17 protein-coding genes are annotated in these 16,563 nt (G+C 61.1%); 6 read left to right on the top strand and 11 right to left on the bottom strand.

What is annotated here, in order from left to right:
* Nucleotides 1–145 precede the first annotated feature (145 nt).
* Nucleotides 146–514 (top strand): helix-turn-helix domain-containing protein, encoded by a 369-nt coding sequence (locus tag GSF67_RS03320; RefSeq protein ID WP_035214774.1) that lies wholly within the window; start codon nucleotides 146–148, stop codon nucleotides 512–514.
* Between the two features lie 30 nt (nucleotides 515–544).
* On the opposite strand, the gene GSF67_RS03315 is transcribed toward GSF67_RS03320, so the two are convergent.
* Nucleotides 545–976 (bottom strand): Lrp/AsnC family transcriptional regulator, encoded by a 432-nt coding sequence (locus GSF67_RS03315; protein WP_006311257.1) that lies wholly within the window; start codon nucleotides 974–976, stop codon nucleotides 545–547.
* Between the two features lie 124 nt (nucleotides 977–1,100).
* On the opposite strand from GSF67_RS03315, the gene GSF67_RS03310 reads away from it, so the two are divergent.
* Nucleotides 1,101–2,201, top strand: a complete 1,101-nt coding sequence (locus tag GSF67_RS03310) for a saccharopine dehydrogenase family protein (protein WP_035214773.1) — start codon at nucleotides 1,101–1,103, stop codon at nucleotides 2,199–2,201.
* A 205-nt stretch (nucleotides 2,202–2,406) separates the two neighbouring features.
* Here GSF67_RS03310 and GSF67_RS03305 read toward each other — a convergent pair whose 3' ends face one another.
* On the bottom strand, nucleotides 2,407–3,867 hold the full coding sequence (locus GSF67_RS03305; protein WP_006311255.1) for a YdiU family protein: 1,461 nt from the start codon (nucleotides 3,865–3,867) through the stop codon (nucleotides 2,407–2,409).
* Between the two features lie 171 nt (nucleotides 3,868–4,038).
* Between GSF67_RS03305 and GSF67_RS03300 the strand changes: the two genes are divergently transcribed.
* Both GSF67_RS03300 and GSF67_RS03295 read left to right on the top strand, forming a co-directional pair.
* The gene (locus GSF67_RS03300) at nucleotides 4,039–5,757 is read left to right on the top strand and encodes a glycoside hydrolase family 32 protein (RefSeq protein ID WP_006311254.1); all 1,719 of its coding nucleotides are present in this window, start codon (nucleotides 4,039–4,041) and stop codon (nucleotides 5,755–5,757) included.
* Nucleotides 5,758–5,825: 68 nt separating this feature from the next.
* Entirely contained in the window at nucleotides 5,826–5,999 is a 174-nt protein-coding gene (locus tag GSF67_RS03295) for a hypothetical protein (RefSeq protein WP_006311253.1), read from the top strand.
* A 79-nt stretch (nucleotides 6,000–6,078) separates the two neighbouring features.
* Here the strand turns inward: GSF67_RS03295 and GSF67_RS03290 are convergent, their stop codons facing one another.
* Complete coding sequence (locus GSF67_RS03290; RefSeq protein WP_006311246.1) at nucleotides 6,079–7,467, bottom strand: MFS transporter; 1,389 nt, start codon at nucleotides 7,465–7,467, stop codon at nucleotides 6,079–6,081.
* A gap of 178 nt (nucleotides 7,468–7,645) precedes the next feature.
* Here GSF67_RS03290 and GSF67_RS03285 point away from each other — a divergent pair, with 178 nt between their 5' ends.
* Complete coding sequence (locus GSF67_RS03285; RefSeq protein WP_006311245.1) at nucleotides 7,646–7,894, top strand: hypothetical protein; 249 nt, start codon at nucleotides 7,646–7,648, stop codon at nucleotides 7,892–7,894.
* 7 nt (nucleotides 7,895–7,901) lie between these two features.
* Here the strand turns inward: GSF67_RS03285 and GSF67_RS03280 are convergent, their stop codons facing one another.
* The 8 genes from GSF67_RS03280 to GSF67_RS03245 all read right to left on the bottom strand — a co-directional run bounded on the left by GSF67_RS03280 (nucleotide 7,902) and on the right by GSF67_RS03245 (nucleotide 14,093).
* The gene (locus tag GSF67_RS03280; RefSeq protein WP_006311244.1) at nucleotides 7,902–8,261 is read right to left on the bottom strand and encodes a type II toxin-antitoxin system PemK/MazF family toxin; all 360 of its coding nucleotides are present in this window, start codon (nucleotides 8,259–8,261) and stop codon (nucleotides 7,902–7,904) included.
* Nucleotides 8,261–8,527 (bottom strand): AbrB/MazE/SpoVT family DNA-binding domain-containing protein, encoded by a 267-nt coding sequence (locus tag GSF67_RS03275; protein ID WP_010971270.1) that lies wholly within the window; start codon nucleotides 8,525–8,527, stop codon nucleotides 8,261–8,263. Before GSF67_RS03275 ends, GSF67_RS03280 begins: the two co-directional genes overlap by 1 nt.
* A gap of 69 nt (nucleotides 8,528–8,596) precedes the next feature.
* Nucleotides 8,597–8,797: a heavy-metal-associated domain-containing protein gene (locus GSF67_RS03270; RefSeq protein ID WP_006311242.1), complete on the bottom strand. Its 201-nt coding sequence runs from the start codon at nucleotides 8,795–8,797 to the stop codon at nucleotides 8,597–8,599.
* A 52-nt stretch (nucleotides 8,798–8,849) separates the two neighbouring features.
* Entirely contained in the window at nucleotides 8,850–9,272 is a 423-nt protein-coding gene (cueR, locus tag GSF67_RS03265; protein ID WP_006311241.1) for a Cu(I)-responsive transcriptional regulator, read from the bottom strand.
* Nucleotides 9,269–11,854, bottom strand: coding sequence for a heavy metal translocating P-type ATPase (locus GSF67_RS03260; RefSeq protein WP_006311240.1), 2,586 nt, complete (start codon nucleotides 11,852–11,854; stop codon nucleotides 9,269–9,271). The genes cueR and GSF67_RS03260 overlap by 4 nt, the downstream gene beginning before the upstream one ends.
* 175 nt (nucleotides 11,855–12,029) lie before the next feature.
* A complete protein-coding gene (locus GSF67_RS03255; RefSeq protein WP_006311234.1) occupies nucleotides 12,030–12,638 on the bottom strand; it encodes a class I SAM-dependent methyltransferase in 609 nt (202 codons plus the stop codon).
* Between the two features lie 39 nt (nucleotides 12,639–12,677).
* A complete protein-coding gene (gene blaOXA, locus GSF67_RS03250) occupies nucleotides 12,678–13,502 on the bottom strand; it encodes a class D beta-lactamase (protein ID WP_035214768.1) in 825 nt (274 codons plus the stop codon).
* A gap of 111 nt (nucleotides 13,503–13,613) precedes the next feature.
* Nucleotides 13,614–14,093: a YcgN family cysteine cluster protein gene (locus GSF67_RS03245; RefSeq protein WP_006311232.1), complete on the bottom strand. Its 480-nt coding sequence runs from the start codon at nucleotides 14,091–14,093 to the stop codon at nucleotides 13,614–13,616.
* A gap of 255 nt (nucleotides 14,094–14,348) precedes the next feature.
* On the opposite strand from GSF67_RS03245, the gene GSF67_RS03240 reads away from it, so the two are divergent.
* Entirely contained in the window at nucleotides 14,349–16,544 is a 2,196-nt protein-coding gene (locus GSF67_RS03240) for a transglycosylase domain-containing protein (RefSeq protein ID WP_006311231.1), read from the top strand.
* Nucleotides 16,545–16,563: the final 19 nt, after the last annotated feature.

Here is a 16,563-nt window from a genome sequence, read left to right as displayed (position 1 = left end):
CTTAGTATCTAATGGAAACCATGTTTCGAAAACACAGATACTGTGTTGGAGAAATCATGAAAAGAGAGCACTTTTCGGTTATCTGGTTTCCTCGTGGAAACCCGATTTCTCCCGAAAGATGCCGCTGAAAGCACGGAACAAACCGATGGAACACATCTATGACGTCTATGAGGATCGCTGTCCCACCCGCATGGTGCTGGACAGGATCGCCGACAAATGGGCGCTGCTGATACTCGACAAATTGCGGATGGATGCGGTGCGCTTCAATCTGCTGCGGCGGGAAATCAAGGGCATTTCGCAAAAGGTGCTGTCGCAAACGCTGAAGAAGCTCGAGCGCGACGGCCTGATTTCACGGCAGGCCTTTCCGACCGTGCCGGTGACGGTCGAATATTCGCTGACGCCGCTGGGGCGGACGCTGACCGAAACGGTGGCCGCGCTCGCCCATTGGGCGGAGGGCAATATCGATGCGGTGATGGCGGCGCAGAGGGCTTATGATGAGAGGGCGGTGGCTTAGTCCGCGGCAGTCCCCTACTCCCCACAATCCCTATCGCGAAATCCGCGTCGATAGAATGATCGATGACAGCGTGCGCTCCACGCCATCAAGTGCGCCGATCCTGTCGATCAGCCGGTCGAGATCGAGGATCGAGGGGGCGGCGAGAATGGCGATGAGATCGAAGGTGCCGCTGACCGAATGCAGCGTCGTCACCTCTTTTATGGCGGCGAGCGCCGCCGTCACCGCCGGCAGTGCCTTCGGCCCGATGGTGATCAGCACATGGGCGCGCACGAGCCCGGAAAGGTAACTTTCCGACAGCCGCAAGCCATAACCGGCAATCACACCGTCAGCCTCCAGCCGCTCGATTCGCGCCTGCACGGTGGTACGGGAAAGCCCGAGCCTGCGCGCCAGTTCCGCCACCGGCATGCGGGCATTTTCGGAAAGCAGGGCAAGCAGCGCCCGGTCCCTGTCGGCGATTGCCATAGTGTTCAATCCTATCGTCTTATCGCCTAATAATAGACTTCAATATGCACATAGTGAAGCTTCGAATCGTAGCAGAACCGCAATATGATTGTGCCCTATGAATTTTTCTGCGGGGAACAAAAATATGAAAAACATCGTCGTCATCGGCGCAGGCAACATTGGTTCGGCCATTGCCTGGATGCTGGCCGCAACGGGCGATTATCGCATCACGGTTGCCGATCGCTCGGCCGACCAGCTGGCCAATGTGCCGGCACATGAGCGCGTCGATACCGAGATCGTCGACATCGCCGACCGCCCGGCGCTGGAAGCACTGCTGAAGGGCAAATTCGCCGTGCTCTCCGCCGCCCCCTTCCATCTGACGGCGGGCATCGCCGAAGCGGCCGTCGCCGTCGGCACCCATTATCTCGATCTGACCGAAGACGTGGAATCCACCCGCAAGGTCAAGGCCTTGGCGGAAACGGCCGAAAGCGCGCTCATCCCGCAATGCGGCCTTGCGCCCGGCTTCATTTCCATCGTCGCCGCCGATCTCGCCGCCCGCTTCGACAAGCTGGACAGCGTGAGGATGCGTGTGGGCGCTCTGCCGCAATATCCATCCAACGCGCTCAACTACAATCTCACCTGGAGCACGGACGGGCTGATCAACGAATATATCGAGCCTTGCGAAGCCATCGTCGAAGGCCGCCTCACCGCCGTTCCGGCGCTGGAAGAGCGTGAGGAATTTTCGCTCGACGGCGTTACCTATGAGGCCTTCAACACCTCGGGCGGGCTTGGCACCTTGTGCGCCACGCTGGAGGGCAAGGTGCGGACGATGAATTACCGCACCATCCGTTATCCCGGCCATGTGGCAATCATGAAGGCGCTTTTGAACGACCTCAACCTGCGCAACCGCCGCGATGTGCTGAAGGACCTGTTCGAAAACGCCCTGCCCGGCACCATGCAGGATGTGGTCATCGTCTTCGTCACCGTCTGCGGCACTCGCAACGGCCGTTTCCTGCAGGAAACCTATGCCAACAAGGTCTATGCCGGCCCGGTTTCCGGCCGGATGATGAGCGCCATCCAGATCACCACCGCCGCCGGCATCTGCACGGTTCTCGACCTCCTGGCCGAGGGCGCCCTGCCACAGAAGGGTTTCGTGCGACAGGAGGAAGTGGCGCTGCCGAAATTCCTCGAAAACCGCTTTGGCCGGTATTATGGCGCGCATGAGCCGCTGGCCCGGGTGGGGTGATTGAAGAGTAGCTATTAGGGCAAAACGCTGCCGCGTATTTCTTCTCCCCGCCGGGGAGAAGGTGGCCCGAAGGGTCGGATGAGGGGGGCTACGTTAGCGATGAACCGAGAGCTTGCCCCCTCATCCCGCTGCCGCGGACTTCTGCCCGGCGGGGAGAAGAAACAAGCGGCACAGGCTTGCTCCAACGCTGCCGCTCAACCTTCGCTCACGTCCCGCAAAACGTCCTGAACACCCGCTCATGGCTCATCGGCGGCTGCATGTAGACGAAATTGTCCGGCCGCTCCTCGAAGGGCGTTGCAATGGCCGTCAGCATGGCGTGGAAGGGCTCGAAATCGCCATCCTCCACCGCCGCCTCGATCAGTTCTTCGATGCGGTGGTTGCGCGGGATGACGGCCGGATTGACCGATAACATCGCGGCTGACCTTTCGGAATCGGAAATCCCGTCCCGACCGGCCCGTTCCCGCCAGCGGGTCAGAAACGCATCCGCCCCGGCAATATCGACGAACATGCCGCGGAACGGCTCGGCATCGCCATTGGCCGTATGGGAAAGACGCCGGAAGGTCAGTGTAAAATCCGCTTCCGATGCCTGCATCAGCGAAAGAAGCGACTGGATCAGATCCATGTCGCCCTCCTCCTCGGTCGCCAGGCCGAGCTTTTCGCGCATGCCGGTGAGCCAGCGTTGGGGAAAGGCGGTCGCGAAATCGGCCAGTGTGGCGTTGGCGAGTTCGGCTGCTTTCTCCACCTCAGGATCGAGCAGCGGCAGCAGGCATTCCGCCAACCTCGCTATGTTCCATTGCGCGATGCCGGGCTGGTTGTTGTAGGCGTAACGGCCCTGCGCATCGATGGAGGAAAACACCTTGTTCGGATGGTATTCATCGAGGAAGGCGCAGGGGCCGAAATCGATGGTCTCGCCGGAAACCGCCATATTGTCGGTGTTCATCACGCCGTGGATGAAGCCCACCATCATCCAGCGGGCAATAAGCCCGCATTGCCTTTCAGCAATGCCGCGCAGCAAAGCGAGATAGGGATTGTCGGCGTCTTTCGCTTCGGGATAGTGGCGGTCTATGACATAGTCCGCGAGGCTTCTGATGCCCTCGTCGTCTTCGCGCGCGGCGAAGAACTGGAAGGTGCCGACACGGATATGGCTTGCCGCGACACGGGTGAAAACGCCGCCCGGCAGGCCCACTTCACGCTGCACCCTGTCGCCGCTTAGGACAGCCGCCAGCGCCCTTGTGGCGGGTATACCGAGCGCAAACATGGCTTCCGAAACAATATATTCGCGCAGCACCGGGCCGAGCGCCGCGCGCCCGTCTCCCCGGCGCGAAAACGGCGTGGGGCCGGAACCCTTGAGCTGGATATCCCGCCGCTTGCCATTTACGTCGATCACTTCGCCGAGAAGAATGGCGCGGCCATCGCCAAGCTGCGGCACGAAACCACCAAACTGGTGGCCGGCATAGGCCATGGCCAGCGGCTCGGCCCCCTGAGGCACGACATTACCGGAAAAAATCGCCGCCAGCCTGTCATCGTCGAGGTCCGCAACGTCAAGAAGAAGCTCCTCCGCCAGCGTACGATTAAAGGCGATGAGGCGCGGCGCCTTCACCGGCGTGGGCAGCACGGCGGCGCTGAACCGCTCCGGCAGGCGGGCATAGGAATTGTCGAATTTCATCACGGGTAAACTCCCTGCTTTTGCCTGATATGGCGGTTTTTACGTCCGGTTGCGAGAGGTGTCAGCGGTAAATACGAAACGGCGAAGCGAGAGCATAGCGGCGGTTGAACTTTCTTTCGTCCCATTCGTTGCGTTCTCTGAGCCAGAATTGCCGCAACGAAAGGAACGGGAATGACCGTCGTTGAAGCCGTAACTGCAGAACCGGAAAGCGCCATCCGCACCCTTCACACCGACCTGCCGGTCAACGCCACCTTCCATGTGTGGCTGAAGGCGAAAAAAGACGCCGAAGCCGGCGCTGTCTCCTTCTCCAACCAGAACGGAAAATTCGCCGAAGTTTCAAGCGTCAATACCGAAGAGTTCAGTTTTCGAATCTATCAGGTCTTTGGCGGCGGCCATGTGGAGCTGAGCTACGACACGGTGACCACGGCGGTTTCCGTCATCTACTGGTTTACCGCTTCGGATGTGCTGGAAACCGGCATCACCGTCGTCCATACCAAGCCGGACAATGCCGCACCTGAGCTACCGGGAAGCTATCATTTCCGCCCGCCCTTCGGCTGGATGAACGACCCAAACGGCTTTGGCCGTTTCGAGGGCAGGCCACATCTGTTCTATCAGCATTACTCGCACGGGCTGCGCTGGAACACCATGCATTGGGGCCATGCGGTCTCCTCGGATTATCTGCGCTGGCGGCATCTGCCGATCTTCCTTTTCCCCTCCGAGGACCTGACGACACGGCCGGACAAACGCGGCGGCGCCTATTCCGGCTCGACCATTCCGCTGGTGGAAGGCTCCGGCATCCGCGTCTTTTTCACCGAGCAGGTGCAGGACCGTATTCCCGAGCAGCAGATCCAGCTTACCGCCACCTCGTCCGATCTCATCATGGCCGGGCAGGCAGACGTCATTCTGGCCCACCGCCCGGATGGGCAGGGGCTGACGCCTGACTTCCGCGACCCTTACGTGTTTCGTGGCCCCGATGGCTTGTGGAAAATGCTGCTTGGCAGCCAGAGCGATGGCGGCGGCGTGATCCTGCTTTACGAAACGCTGGACCCCACGGCCGCCTCCGGCTGGACCTATGTGGGCAAGCTGTGGGTGGAGACACGTTACAAGACCACGGCCATCGAATGCCCCTGCCTGCTGCCCCTCGATGGCCCCGCCAATGCCCGCTCAACCCGCTGGGTGCTGATCTACGGGCTGATGCATTCCGAAGACCCGGAGACCGGCCGCAAGAACCTGACCATGGCCGATGTCGGCTGGTTTGACGGCAAGGTCTTCACCAAGGAATTTGGTCAGGAGCTGGATTTCGGCACCGATAATTACGCCTTTCAGGCCTTTCTCGATGGCGACAGCATTATCGGCATCGGCTGGCTGGCAAACTGGGCGGATGCCAATCCGGAAATCGATTTCCCCACCTCCATGACCCTGCCGCGCCGAATTCACTATGCGAACGGCGAACTTCTGACCCCGCCGATCGGCGCGGCGGAAAGCCTGCGCAGCCATATTCTCGACCGCACGCGGCTGGCGGCCGGTGAGCGCGTCACCTTCATCAACGGGGCGGTGGAAATATTGATCGAGCTTGCCTCGTCGGGCGCGGCCTTCGAGCTGGCGCTCGATCATCCGACCGTCACGCTCGGTCTCGTCTCCGACGAGACGGGCCTGTGGATCCGCCACGAGGATGGGCGCGACGGTGCTTCACCGCACTACATCGCCAAGGGAGCGCGGGCATCCCGCATCCGCATTTTCCTGGATTACGGCTCCATCGAAGTCTTTGCCAATCGCGGCCGTTATGTCGGCACCAAGCGCATCGAAGGTTTCGAACCGGTGCGCTCGGCGCTGCTTCGCGCCGACCCCGGAGCGGTGGTGCACGCCACCAGCTGGGCGCTGAAACCGTGAGGAACCTTTTGGCGGATTGGGCGGTTGATAGACCGAAACCGCCAAATCCACTGATAAGGAGAAACGGCATGACCAAAATCCGCGATACCAGCGATCCGATCCTGTTTCCGACCGAAGCCAATGAAAACAAGGTGGAGAAGAAACGCGCCGGCAAGGGTATCATCATCATTATCGGCGCGGTCGCAATCATGGCTTTCGTCGTTTATCTGGCGGCGATCACCATTGCCACCACCCAGTCCTGACGGGGTGGGCGAGCGGCGATTCGTCTGGTTTTGTCGCATTTGTGGACGGAAAGCCGGGTTCACTTTTTCTGGAAATGCTCTACCGGCGCTCGCCCCGCAGGCCCCTCGCCGTCATGATCGCCAGCAGCGACACAACAACACCCAGCCCATAAAGATAAAGCATCGGCGTCGTCACATCAGCACGATCGATCTGCACCACGAGATCGGTCGCGGCGGCGACAGTGCCGCTGGCACCCGCACCGGCCGCCGAACCCAGCGTCGCGACCGTGGGCAGCAATGCGCCAGTCATCTTGCGCTCCTCTTCAGGTGCCGCCTCCATGGCAGCCTGGCTGATGCCGGCCCAGGACATGCCGAAGGCAGAGCCGATCAACGTCTGCCCGAGCAGCATCTCTCCCCAGTTGCCCGTCGCAAGCCCGAGCCCCAACAGGACGCAGCCCGGCACCATCTGGTAGGGGCCGTAATGCAGGCAGATTTCCCGCAGGCGGTTTGAGCGCAGGCTGCCGATCAGCATCGCCACGAAGCTCCAGGCGAGCGGCATGGTGACGACGATGAAACCGGCAAAAGTCGGTTCATGCTGCCAGAGATTGATGGCCACATAAGCGAGGTAGACGCTGCCCAGCGCATGGGCATAGGACATCAGGAACAGCACCCAGAAGCCGCTGCCGAGCACCGTTTTCAGCCGGAAGGAATCCCTGGGGAACAGGCCGGAGGAAGGCTGGATGCCTGCCCTCAGGGAAGCCCACAGCAAGGCAGCGCCCGCCAGCAGCGAAATCGCCCGCAGGCTCGCATCCTCAAAGGCGGAAGGCGCGGAAAAGGCCAATGCGCCGACAAGGCAGAGCACCAGCGGCACCAGCGGCCTGCGCGTGGCCGCCACCGGCCGCTCGGCGGAGACGGCAACCACCGTATAGACCACGAGCACGATAATCAGCGGTGCCGAGAGCAGGAAGGTGGCGCGCCAGGAAATGTGCTGGGTGGCAAAACCACCGGTCAGCGGGCCGATGAAGGATGCCACCGCCCAGATCGCCGCCTCGATGGCAAAGACCTTGGGCAACAGGCCGGAGCGGAACCCGGCGGGAATGAGGCTGTAGCACACAGCGACGATCAGCCCGTCCGCCACTCCCTGCAACGCCCGGCCGACGACGACCCATAAAAAATCACCGGCAATGGCCGAAAGAACCGAGCCGAAGGAAAAGATGAGGCAGCACAGAAGCAGGATAGCGCGAGCGCCGAAGCGTTCGCGAAACAGCACCGCGGTGACGCCGCCCGCCACGGAGCCGACGAAATAGAGACTATAGGCCCAGCTATAAAAACCCGCGCCGCCGATGTCGTTGACGGCGACGGGCAAGGCCGTGACGACAGCAAACTGATTAAAGGCGTGCAGACCTATACCGGAGGAGATGACGGTCAGAAGCGAGAGGTTCGCCCCGCTCAGCAATTCGCCCCAGCCGTTTTTCTCCACCATTTCCATACTCGACAAAGCCGTATCCTTTCCATTTTTGCGATACGGCGGGCAAACTAGAACCTCAAGCGCCATTGAGGTCAAGCGGGCTTTTTTATCCGATGCGAAATCAGGGAATTGACCGGCGGCAGGAACCCACCTGCCCCGCCGGTCGTTTGCCGAGTGAACCGCTAGAAAGGATACCGTCATGGACCGCAATAAGATCATGCCTCACAGTGAAGACGCCATGGACGAGGATTTGCTCGATCTCGACGTCGACGCCCTTCCCGCCAAGGGAGAGATTCCGCAATCGATCGAACAGGAAATTGAGGAAGAAGAGGCCGAAACCGAGGACGACCCCTATCAGGAAAGCGACGAGGCCCTGCCCGACGACGCCGAGGAACGGGTGATAGACCGCAATCCTTCGCGTGAAGGCGGAGCGTTTGACGAGGTTTAAACCTCGCTCAAGCTGGATCGATCATGCTGATGACGCGCCCGGCGATTTCATCGATCGTCGCATCATCGAGGGTTTCGATATATTTCGCTTTCTTCTGGGCAACCCGGGCGACGATATCCATGCTTCTCACCTGATTGCACAAAGCGACGCCCGTTGTCTTGTGGCCGGATATATTTACGGCAAGCCCTGCCTTGCGCGTAAACATGCCGCCGGTGGTCACCGGGACGACGAGACACAGTCCGACCGCGTTAATTTCTCTGGGCGTGATGACGACACAGCGATGTTCGTCCTTGATTTCGCTGCCTACGACAGGGTTTAGATCAACCAGATAAACGTCGCCGCGCTTGGGGATCTGGTTGCGGACCATCACAACGCTTCTTTGCCGACAGGAGGCGCTGTGTCCCACGCCCGCTCCCTGGCGTTTAGAGCTGCCACTTCCTCTGCACCATCCAGTAATTCGGCCAGCGTGAAGCGTTTCTTTTCCAGTCGAACCGGGCTTGCCACCAGAGCGCCATTATCGACCTCGAGCGTCAGTTGCTCACCGATTTCCAGCCCCAGCATCTTCAAAAGAGCGGGCGGGATCGTCATCACCGCCGCGCCGCCCTGGCGTCTTATTTTCGTGGTCACGGTCATCCGTCTGCGCTCCTGCATTGTGCAACATATGTAGCACATTTTCACATTTGCGCAAACAGAAGCCGCATTTCAGCCCGCCCGTTCGGGCGAATAACCGGCTTCGCGGATAGCCTCCTCCGCGGTTGAGGCGTCGCCCGTCACGGTCAGCTTATGGGCATCGAGATCGATGGCCACTGACGCACCAGGAAGTACATCCGCAAGTGCGCCGCGCAGGGTCTTTTCGCAATGGCCGCAGGTCATATCAGGGATGTGGAAGGTGGTTGCACTCATGGTTTTCTCCTTTTGAACGGCACGATATTTGTGCGCCGGCTGATATTGCAGTTCAGTGGGTTCTCGCGGGCTTGCCGTCTGTCTTGTCGGCGCCCGCGAGATCGTCGAGGATGGGGCAGTCGGGTCGGTGGTCGCCACCGCAGCAATGGGCGAGATGGGAGAGCGTCTTCACCATGCTCTTCATCTCGGCGATTTTCTGCTCGAGATCGGCGATGTGGACGAGCGCGATTTCCTTCACCGCCGAACTCTCGCGGCTCTTGTCCTGCCAGAGTTTCAGCAAAGTCTCGGTTTCTTCCAGCGAGAAACCGAGCGTACGCGCCCGCTTGATGAAGCGCAGATTGTGCACATCCTGCTCGCCATAGACCCGGTAATTATTGCCGGTGCGGGCGGCGGGGGTGATGAGGCCGATCTGCTCGTAATAACGGATCATCTTGGCGGAAACGCCCGATGCCTCCGATGCCTGGCCGATATTCACGACGTCACCTCCCTGTGCACAACCTTTGCCCGTTTCAACCGCAGCGCATTGGCAAGGACGAAGACGCTGGACAGCGCCATCGCACCCGCGCCGATCATCGGCGACAGCGTGATGCCGAAGGCGGGATAAAGCACGCCCGCCGCAACCGGTATCAGCGCCACGTTGTAACCGAAAGCCCAGAACAGGTTTTCCTTGATGTTGCGCATGGTCGCCCGGCTCATCTCGATGGCATTGACAGCGCCCAGAAGATCGCCACCGACCAGCACCACATCGGCGCTTTCGATGGCAACATCCGTGCCGGTGCCGACGGCGATGCCGATATCGGCCTCGGCGAGCGCCGGTGCGTCATTGATGCCGTCGCCGACGAAGGCCAGTACCTTGCCGCCGGCGCGCATCTCATGGATCGCCTTCACCTTGCCTTCGGGCAGCACTTCCGCCACCACGCGGGAGATGCCGACCTGCCGGGCTATCGCGTTTGCCGTGCGTTCATTGTCGCCCGTCACCATCGCCACTTCGATGCCCATCGCCTGCAACGCCTTGATGGCGGTGACGCTCGACGGTTTCAGCGGATCGGCGACGGCGATCGCAGCCGCCAGCCTGCCGTCGATGGCGGCATAAAGCGGTGTCTTGCCCTCGTCGCCCAGCCTTGCGGCGGCTTCAGCGAAGATATCGACGGAATGGCCGAGTTTCGCCATGTAGCGATCCGCGCCGACTTCGACCTTGCGACCATTGACGGTTGCTGCGATGCCATAACCCGTGACGCTTTCGAAGTTCTCGACGGTCGCAGGCTTGAGTCCTGCAGGCGTCGCCACATTCTTTTCTTCCGCAGCCCGGACGATGGCTTCGGCAATCGGGTGTTCCGAACGGCCCTCGACGGCGGCGACCAGCGCCAGAACCTCGTTATCGGCAAATCCTTCCGCAACCACCAGATCGGTCAGTTCCGGGCGGCCCTTGGTCACCGTGCCGGTCTTGTCGACCACCACGATCTGCGCCGAGCGCAGTTCCTGCAGAGCCTGTCCCTTGCGGAACAGCACGCCCAGTTCCGCCGCCCTTCCGGTGCCGACCATGATGGATGTCGGCGTGGCGAGGCCCATAGCGCACGGGCAGGCGATGATGAGCACCGCGACAGCATTGACCAGCGCGAATGTATAGGCAGGCTCAGGACCGAAGACGGCCCAGACGATGAAGGTAAGCACCGCAATGGCGATGACGACGGGCACGAACAGCGCGGTGACGCGGTCCACCAGCAGCTGGATCGGCAGCTTGGAGCCCTGAGCTTCCTCCACCATGCGGATGATCTGCGACAGCATGGTATCGGCGCCGACCTTGGTCGCCTTGAACTTGAAGGCGCCGGTCTTGTTGATGGTGCCGCCGACAACCGCTGCGCCGACCGTCTTTTCCACCGGCACTGGTTCACCTGATATCATGGATTCATCGACATAGGACGAGCCTTCAACGACTTCGCCATCCACCGCCAGCCTTTCGCCGGGACGGATGACGACGATATCGCCGGCCACCAGATCGTCAGGGGAAATATCGATGGTGGCACCGTCGCGCTCCACCCGGGCGGTCTTCGCCTGCAGGCTCATCAGCTTGCGGATGGCGTCTCCCGTGCGGCCGCTGGCGCGTGCTTCGAGAAGCCGCCCGGTGAGGATCAGCGTCACGATGACGGTTGCCGCTTCATAATAGACGAACTGCGCCTCTGCCGGCAGCAGATCGGGTGCGAAGGTCGCCACGACGGAGTAGAGATAGGCCGCTGTGACACCCAGCGCCACCAGCGAGTTCATTTCCGGCGCGCCGCGTAGCAAAGCGGGAAAACCGGTCTTGAGGAAGCGGAGTCCCGGTCCGAAAATCACCGCCGTCGCCAGCACGAAATAGATGTAATAGAGGTTCTGTGTCTCGATGATGCCCATCAGCCAGTGATGCATCGGCTCATAAATATGGCCGCCCATTTCCAACACGAAAAGCGGCGCGGTCAGGATCGCGGCAATCGTCAGGTCGCGTTTCAGCGCGCCCTCTTCGCCCGCATGGTGCATATGATCATGGCCGCCACTTTCACCGGCCGTCACCATCTGGCTGTGGCCCTGATGATGCCCATGATGCTGGCTGTGGTCTTGATGGGCGGAATGTCCGTGCGGTTTCGGTGTCTTCAACGCAAAGCCGGCAAGCTTCGCCGTTTCCACCAGCGCATCCCGCTCCCGCCGGCCGCCGATGGTTTCCACCGCGACCTTGCCGGCTGAAGCGTCGACCTTCACGTTGACTGTGGTGGCGACGGCGTCCAGAACGGCCTTCAGTCGCTCGGCCTCTGCCTCGCCGTGCAGGCCTTCGACCGCAAATTCCTGCCGCTCCGGCGCGATATCGTAACCGACCTTCTTGATGGCCGCGCCGAGCGTCCTGGCTGAGAATCCTTCGGCCGGCTCGACGGTAAGCTTCTTCGTGGCGAAGTTCACCGAGCTCGAAGCGACACCCGGCACCTTAGCGGCAGCGGTTTCCACACGCCGGACGCAGGAGGCGCAGGTCATGCCTTCCACGGGCACGGAAACCGGTTGATTTTGATGGGCGTGTCTGACTGTCTCATTCATGGGAAATCCCCTTTCGAGACTTTATGTAGGGCTTCCCATGATGGGAAGGTCAAGGGAAGGAGATTTTTTTGTCGAACACACAATCGTGAGCGCAGCCAACGGCCATAAAGGCAGCAATATCAAGGCGGTCATGTGGCTCATCGGCTAGGGATGGCCGGGCCGTACAAGCCACCGATCACGCCGTAACGCGTCTGGCAAGATAAATCGTCGCCCCACCGCACTGCGGATCTTCGACTATGTGGTCGAGAAGCCTGAATCCGTTGGCGACCAGCAGGCTCTCATAGTCCTCGCGCGCAAGGCTGGCGTGATAAAGCGGCTTGCCCTGAAACGTGCCGATTGCTTCGCCGCGGCCCGGCCCGGCGGTGAACATCAGGGCCGCGCCCTCATTGGCGTGCTGGCAGAAGATGCCGAACATCAGTCGTTGATCCTCGGGACTCAGATGGAAAAAACTGTGCCAGGCGATCACGCCGTCAAAGCGGCGGCCAACAGCCAGTTCGCGCATATCGGCGACCGCCCAGAGATTTTCCGGAAACCGGCTGCGGCAGAGTTCGATCAACGGCCGGGACGCATCAATGCCGGTGACGGCATAACCTTTGGCAATGAAATAACCGGCAATCGGTTCGCCCGAACCGCAGCCGATATCGAGGATGGAGCCGCCGTCGGGCAAAAGCGAGGTGAACCTGTCCAGCCAGGTTTTTTCGGCAAGGGAGCGACCACGCTCCTTGTCGAAATCGGCGCCGTGATCCGTATAGAGTTTGATGACATCGCGGGAGGCGTTCGACATATGCTGATGTCTTTCTCCGAAGCTAGGGGTATCCGTCGCTTACCGATGCACGGCCAGCCGCGGAATATCGCGCAGGAAGGCATCGCGCACGGCGGGTCCGAGCGGCTCGTTCGATGGTTTGTCGGAGACACGCAGCCTTGCGAAGACGATGTGCTGACCCTCGCGCTCCGCCCAGCCGACAAACCAGCCGAAGGGACGGTTACGGTCGGGATTGCCTTTTTCGTCACGCATATAGCCGGTACCGGTCTTGCCGTGCACCGCCCAGCTTTCCGGCGCATCGAAGACCGGCATGATGGCCCGTGTCTTTGCCTGCGCATCGCGGGAGAAAGGCAGATTGCCGCCGAGAAGACGGCGAAGGAAACCCACCTGCTCCACCGGCGAAATGGTGAGTGACGCGCCAAGCCAGGAATGGGTGAGGCCGTTATTCTTGCCCGGTTCGCCGGACACATCGGCATTGCCGTAACCGAGGCGCTTCACATAGGCGGCGAATTTTTCCGGGCCGAGGCGGCGGGTAATTTCGCGCGAATACCACAATACCGAATCCTGCTCCCAGATCGTCGGATCGACCGTCTTTCTGTCGGAAGCGCGGGCTTCAGTGCCGGGTTTCCACTCCCAGGCGGGCGTCTTGCCGTCCTGAAGAATACCGGCATCGAAACCAATCAGCGCCAACGGCACCTTGAAGGTGGAGGCTGGCGCCACGCGCTGATCGCAGGCGCCCTGCTGGTTGATGATGGCGCCCGTCTCGATTGATGTGACCAGCGTGCATTCAAAGGCCTGCGGCTGTTGCTGGGCAAAAGCGGAAAGCGGCAGAAGGCCCGGAAGGGCAAGGCACGAAAGAACGATGGCGGGCAGCCGGTAGTGCATGCGTTTTGATGTCCCTTGTCCGCTTTTGCGGATCATTTGCCGGAATGGTCGGAGCGGTTTAGGTAACGGATGGGGCAGGAATAGGACCAAAACGAAAATGGACCTTTTCCGTCAGGTCCGCTGCTTTTCGCCCGCCTTCTCACCCACTGTCAGGGGCCAGTCCACCACATAATCCTCGAAGTCGTCAACATCCACATGGGCCTCGCTGACGGTGCGCCCACGCGCGGAAATGCCGGCCTCATGCACCGTCTCAGTATCGCCGGAGACGAGATAATGCCACCAGTATAGATCCTTGCCGTCGCGCACCAGCGCATAGGCGCAGGTGGGCGGCAGCCAGCCGATCTCATGCACCTTCTTCAGGTCGAGCTGGATACAGTCCGGCACGGTGGCGCGGCGGTTTTCATAGTCGGAGCATCGACAGCTCTCGCCATCCAGCAGCACGCAGCGAACCGAGGTGAACACCACTTCGCCGGTGTCCCAGTCTTCCAGCTTGTTGAGACAGCACAGGCCGCAGCCGTCGCACAGGCTTTCCCATTCCTCGCCGGTCATCTCGGTGAGTGATTTGGTTTTCCAGAACGGCGCGTCATTCATCGTTAACATTTCCGTTTCATTTTGATCTCTTGGACGGGAGTGTTTAACCGGCCCCTAATCATTTATATCGTATCGCCAAGGGCTGGTTTGTACGATATTTTATGACGATTGGCGGGCGGCAAAGGGTCATTGGCCCGCAAGAAGCCGCCGCGTCAAGCAATTCCGACACAAGCATGCCATGGTTTTGCGTCGGGAATGGGTTGAAACGCAGAAATACCGACGGCCTCGTTGCCTCGAACAGGAAAACATCGCCAGGTGCAGGAAGAAAAAGACGATAATAAAGGCCGCAGGAAGCGGCATATCCTGCTCCGGATCGATAGCTTCATCGATAGCGGCCTGTGGACAGCTGCGGCACGGCTGGTGGATTTCTGGGAAGACGTCACCATCGCCTCGCGCAAGCTGCATGTGCGCGGCTGGAAGAAGCTTGTCGTCAACCTGACCTGTGACGCGCTGACCTTCGGAACGGCCGGCTCGATTGTGCTTCTGGCGCTCGCCATGCCCGCCTTCGAGGAAACCAAGAAGGACTGGCGGTATCGCGGCGACTTCGCCGTCACCTTCCTCGACCGTTACGGCAACACCATCGGCCATCGCGGCATCATCCATGAAGACAGCGTGCCGATCGACCAGATGCCTGATCATTTCATCAAGGCGGTGCTGGCCACCGAGGACCGGCGTTTCTTCGACCATTTCGGCATCGATTTCATCGGCCTTGCCCGCGCCATGAGCGAAAATGCCCGCGCTGGCGGCGTGGTGCAGGGCGGCTCGACGCTGACGCAGCAGCTCGCCAAGAACCTGTTTCTCACCAATGAACGCTCGCTGGAGCGCAAGATCAAGGAAGCCTTCCTCGCGCTCTGGCTTGAGAGCAACATGTCGAAGAAGGAAATCCTCAGCCTTTATCTCGACCGCGCCTATATGGGCGGCGGCACCTTTGGCGCAGCGGCGGCAGCGCAGTTTTATTTCGGCAAGAACCTGACCGACGTGACGCTCTCCGAATCCGCCATTCTGGCCGGCCTGTTCAAGGCGCCCGCCAAATATGCGCCGCATGTCAACCTGCCCGCCGCGCGTGCCCGCGCCAACACCGTGCTTTCCAACCTGGTGCAGAGCGGGCTGATGACCGAGGGTCAGGTGATCGGCGCCAGGCGCAACCCGGCCACCGTCATCGACCGCGCCGACGTGAAGGCGCCGGATTATTTCCTCGACTGGGCCTTCGACGAGGTGCAGCGGCTGGCCGCGGAAGGCAAGTTTAGGGATCATACCGTCGTTGTGCGCACCACCATCGATACCGGCCTGCAGCAGGCCGCCGAACAGGCGATGGAAATGGAGCTGCGCGAATATGGCGAGGGTTACCGCGTCAAACAAGGCGCGATGGTGATGATCGAGAACGGCGGCGGCGTGCGCGCCATGGTCGGCGGGCGTGACTATGGCGAAAGCCAGTTCAACCGCGCCACGGCGGCGCTGCGCCAGCCGGGTTCTTCCTTCAAGGTCTACACCTACTCGGCCGCCATGGAAAAGGGCATGAAGCCGGACACGCTGATATCAGACGCGCCGGTGACCTGGCGCGGCTGGTCGCCGCAGAATTACGGCCGCTCCTATGCCGGCAAGGTGACGCTGCAGGTAGCGCTCGCCAAATCCTACAATACCGTGCCGGTCCGGCTTGCCAAGGACGTGCTCGGCACGCAGGTAATCGTCGACACCGCCAAGGCAATGGGTGTCGCCACACCGCTTCGCAGCGACAAGACCATTCCGCTCGGCACTTCGGAAGTCACGGTTCTCGATCAGGCCACCGCCTATGCCGTGTTCCCGGCCGACGGCATGCAGTCCCGCCGCCACGGCATCGAGCAGGTGATGGATTACGAGGGCAACGTTCTCTACGATTTCAGCCATGACGAGCCACCCGCCAAACGAGTGCTTTCAGAAGAAGCCAATTCGAAGATGAACCAGATGCTGGTGACCATTCCGGTGATGGGCACGGCCCGGCGCGGCGCACTGGATAACGGCATCGTCTCCGGCGGCAAGACCGGCACCTCACAGGCTTATCGCGACGCCTGGTATGTGGGCTTTACCGGCAACTATACGACCGCCGTCTGGTTCGGCAATGACGAGTTCACGCCGATGAACAACATGACCGGCGGCGCGCTTCCCGCCATGACCTACAAGCGGCTGATGGACTATGCCCATCAGGGCATGGAGCTGCGCCCCATTCCCGGCATCCAGAACCCGCTGCCGACAGGCGCGCGTCCGCAGCCTTCGGCACAGGTCGCCGCCGCATCCGCCACCACTGCGCCCGCCATGCCGGCACTCACCCGCCCCCGCTCGCTCTCAGCCGAGGCAACCCGTGTCATCCGGTCCATCGCCAAGACGATGAAGGAAGCCCCGCCTCTGGCGGTCACGACGCAGAAGGTGGCCGAAGCCACTATCCGTGATGCCAGGGATGAAGCAGGGCGTCGTTAGGATACGTCCCATGCCGCCA

It is taken from the genome of Agrobacterium sp. CGMCC 11546, assembly GCF_013365515.1.
GTDB lineage: Bacteria > Pseudomonadota > Alphaproteobacteria > Rhizobiales > Rhizobiaceae > Agrobacterium > Agrobacterium fabrum.
Note: the sequence above shows the minus strand (reverse complement) of the source record. Positions and strands in the feature narration are given on the sequence as shown.

Bases quoted from the DNA above. Each gene is read 5' to 3' on its own strand.
- GSF67_RS03320 (WP_035214774.1), top strand. From the start codon at position 146: ATGGAACACATCTATGACGTCTATGAGGATCGCTGTCCCACCCGCATG.
- GSF67_RS03315 (WP_006311257.1), bottom strand. From the start codon at position 976: ATGGCAATCGCCGACAGGGACCGGGCGCTGCTTGCCCTGCTTTCCGAA.
- GSF67_RS03310 (WP_035214773.1), top strand. From the start codon at position 1,101: ATGAAAAACATCGTCGTCATCGGCGCAGGCAACATTGGTTCGGCCATT.
- GSF67_RS03305 (WP_006311255.1), bottom strand. From the start codon at position 3,867: ATGAAATTCGACAATTCCTATGCCCGCCTGCCGGAGCGGTTCAGCGCC.
- GSF67_RS03300 (WP_006311254.1), top strand. From the start codon at position 4,039: ATGACCGTCGTTGAAGCCGTAACTGCAGAACCGGAAAGCGCCATCCGC.
- GSF67_RS03295 (WP_006311253.1), top strand. From the start codon at position 5,826: ATGACCAAAATCCGCGATACCAGCGATCCGATCCTGTTTCCGACCGAA.
- GSF67_RS03290 (WP_006311246.1), bottom strand. From the start codon at position 7,467: ATGGAAATGGTGGAGAAAAACGGCTGGGGCGAATTGCTGAGCGGGGCG.
- GSF67_RS03285 (WP_006311245.1), top strand. From the start codon at position 7,646: ATGGACCGCAATAAGATCATGCCTCACAGTGAAGACGCCATGGACGAG.
- GSF67_RS03280 (WP_006311244.1), bottom strand. From the start codon at position 8,261: ATGGTCCGCAACCAGATCCCCAAGCGCGGCGACGTTTATCTGGTTGAT.
- GSF67_RS03275 (WP_010971270.1), bottom strand. From the start codon at position 8,527: ATGACCGTGACCACGAAAATAAGACGCCAGGGCGGCGCGGCGGTGATG.
- GSF67_RS03270 (WP_006311242.1), bottom strand. From the start codon at position 8,797: ATGAGTGCAACCACCTTCCACATCCCTGATATGACCTGCGGCCATTGC.
- GSF67_RS03260 (WP_006311240.1), bottom strand. From the start codon at position 11,854: ATGAATGAGACAGTCAGACACGCCCATCAAAATCAACCGGTTTCCGTG.
- GSF67_RS03255 (WP_006311234.1), bottom strand. From the start codon at position 12,638: ATGTCGAACGCCTCCCGCGATGTCATCAAACTCTATACGGATCACGGC.
- blaOXA (WP_035214768.1), bottom strand. From the start codon at position 13,502: ATGCACTACCGGCTGCCCGCCATCGTTCTTTCGTGCCTTGCCCTTCCG.
- GSF67_RS03245 (WP_006311232.1), bottom strand. From the start codon at position 14,093: ATGAATGACGCGCCGTTCTGGAAAACCAAATCACTCACCGAGATGACC.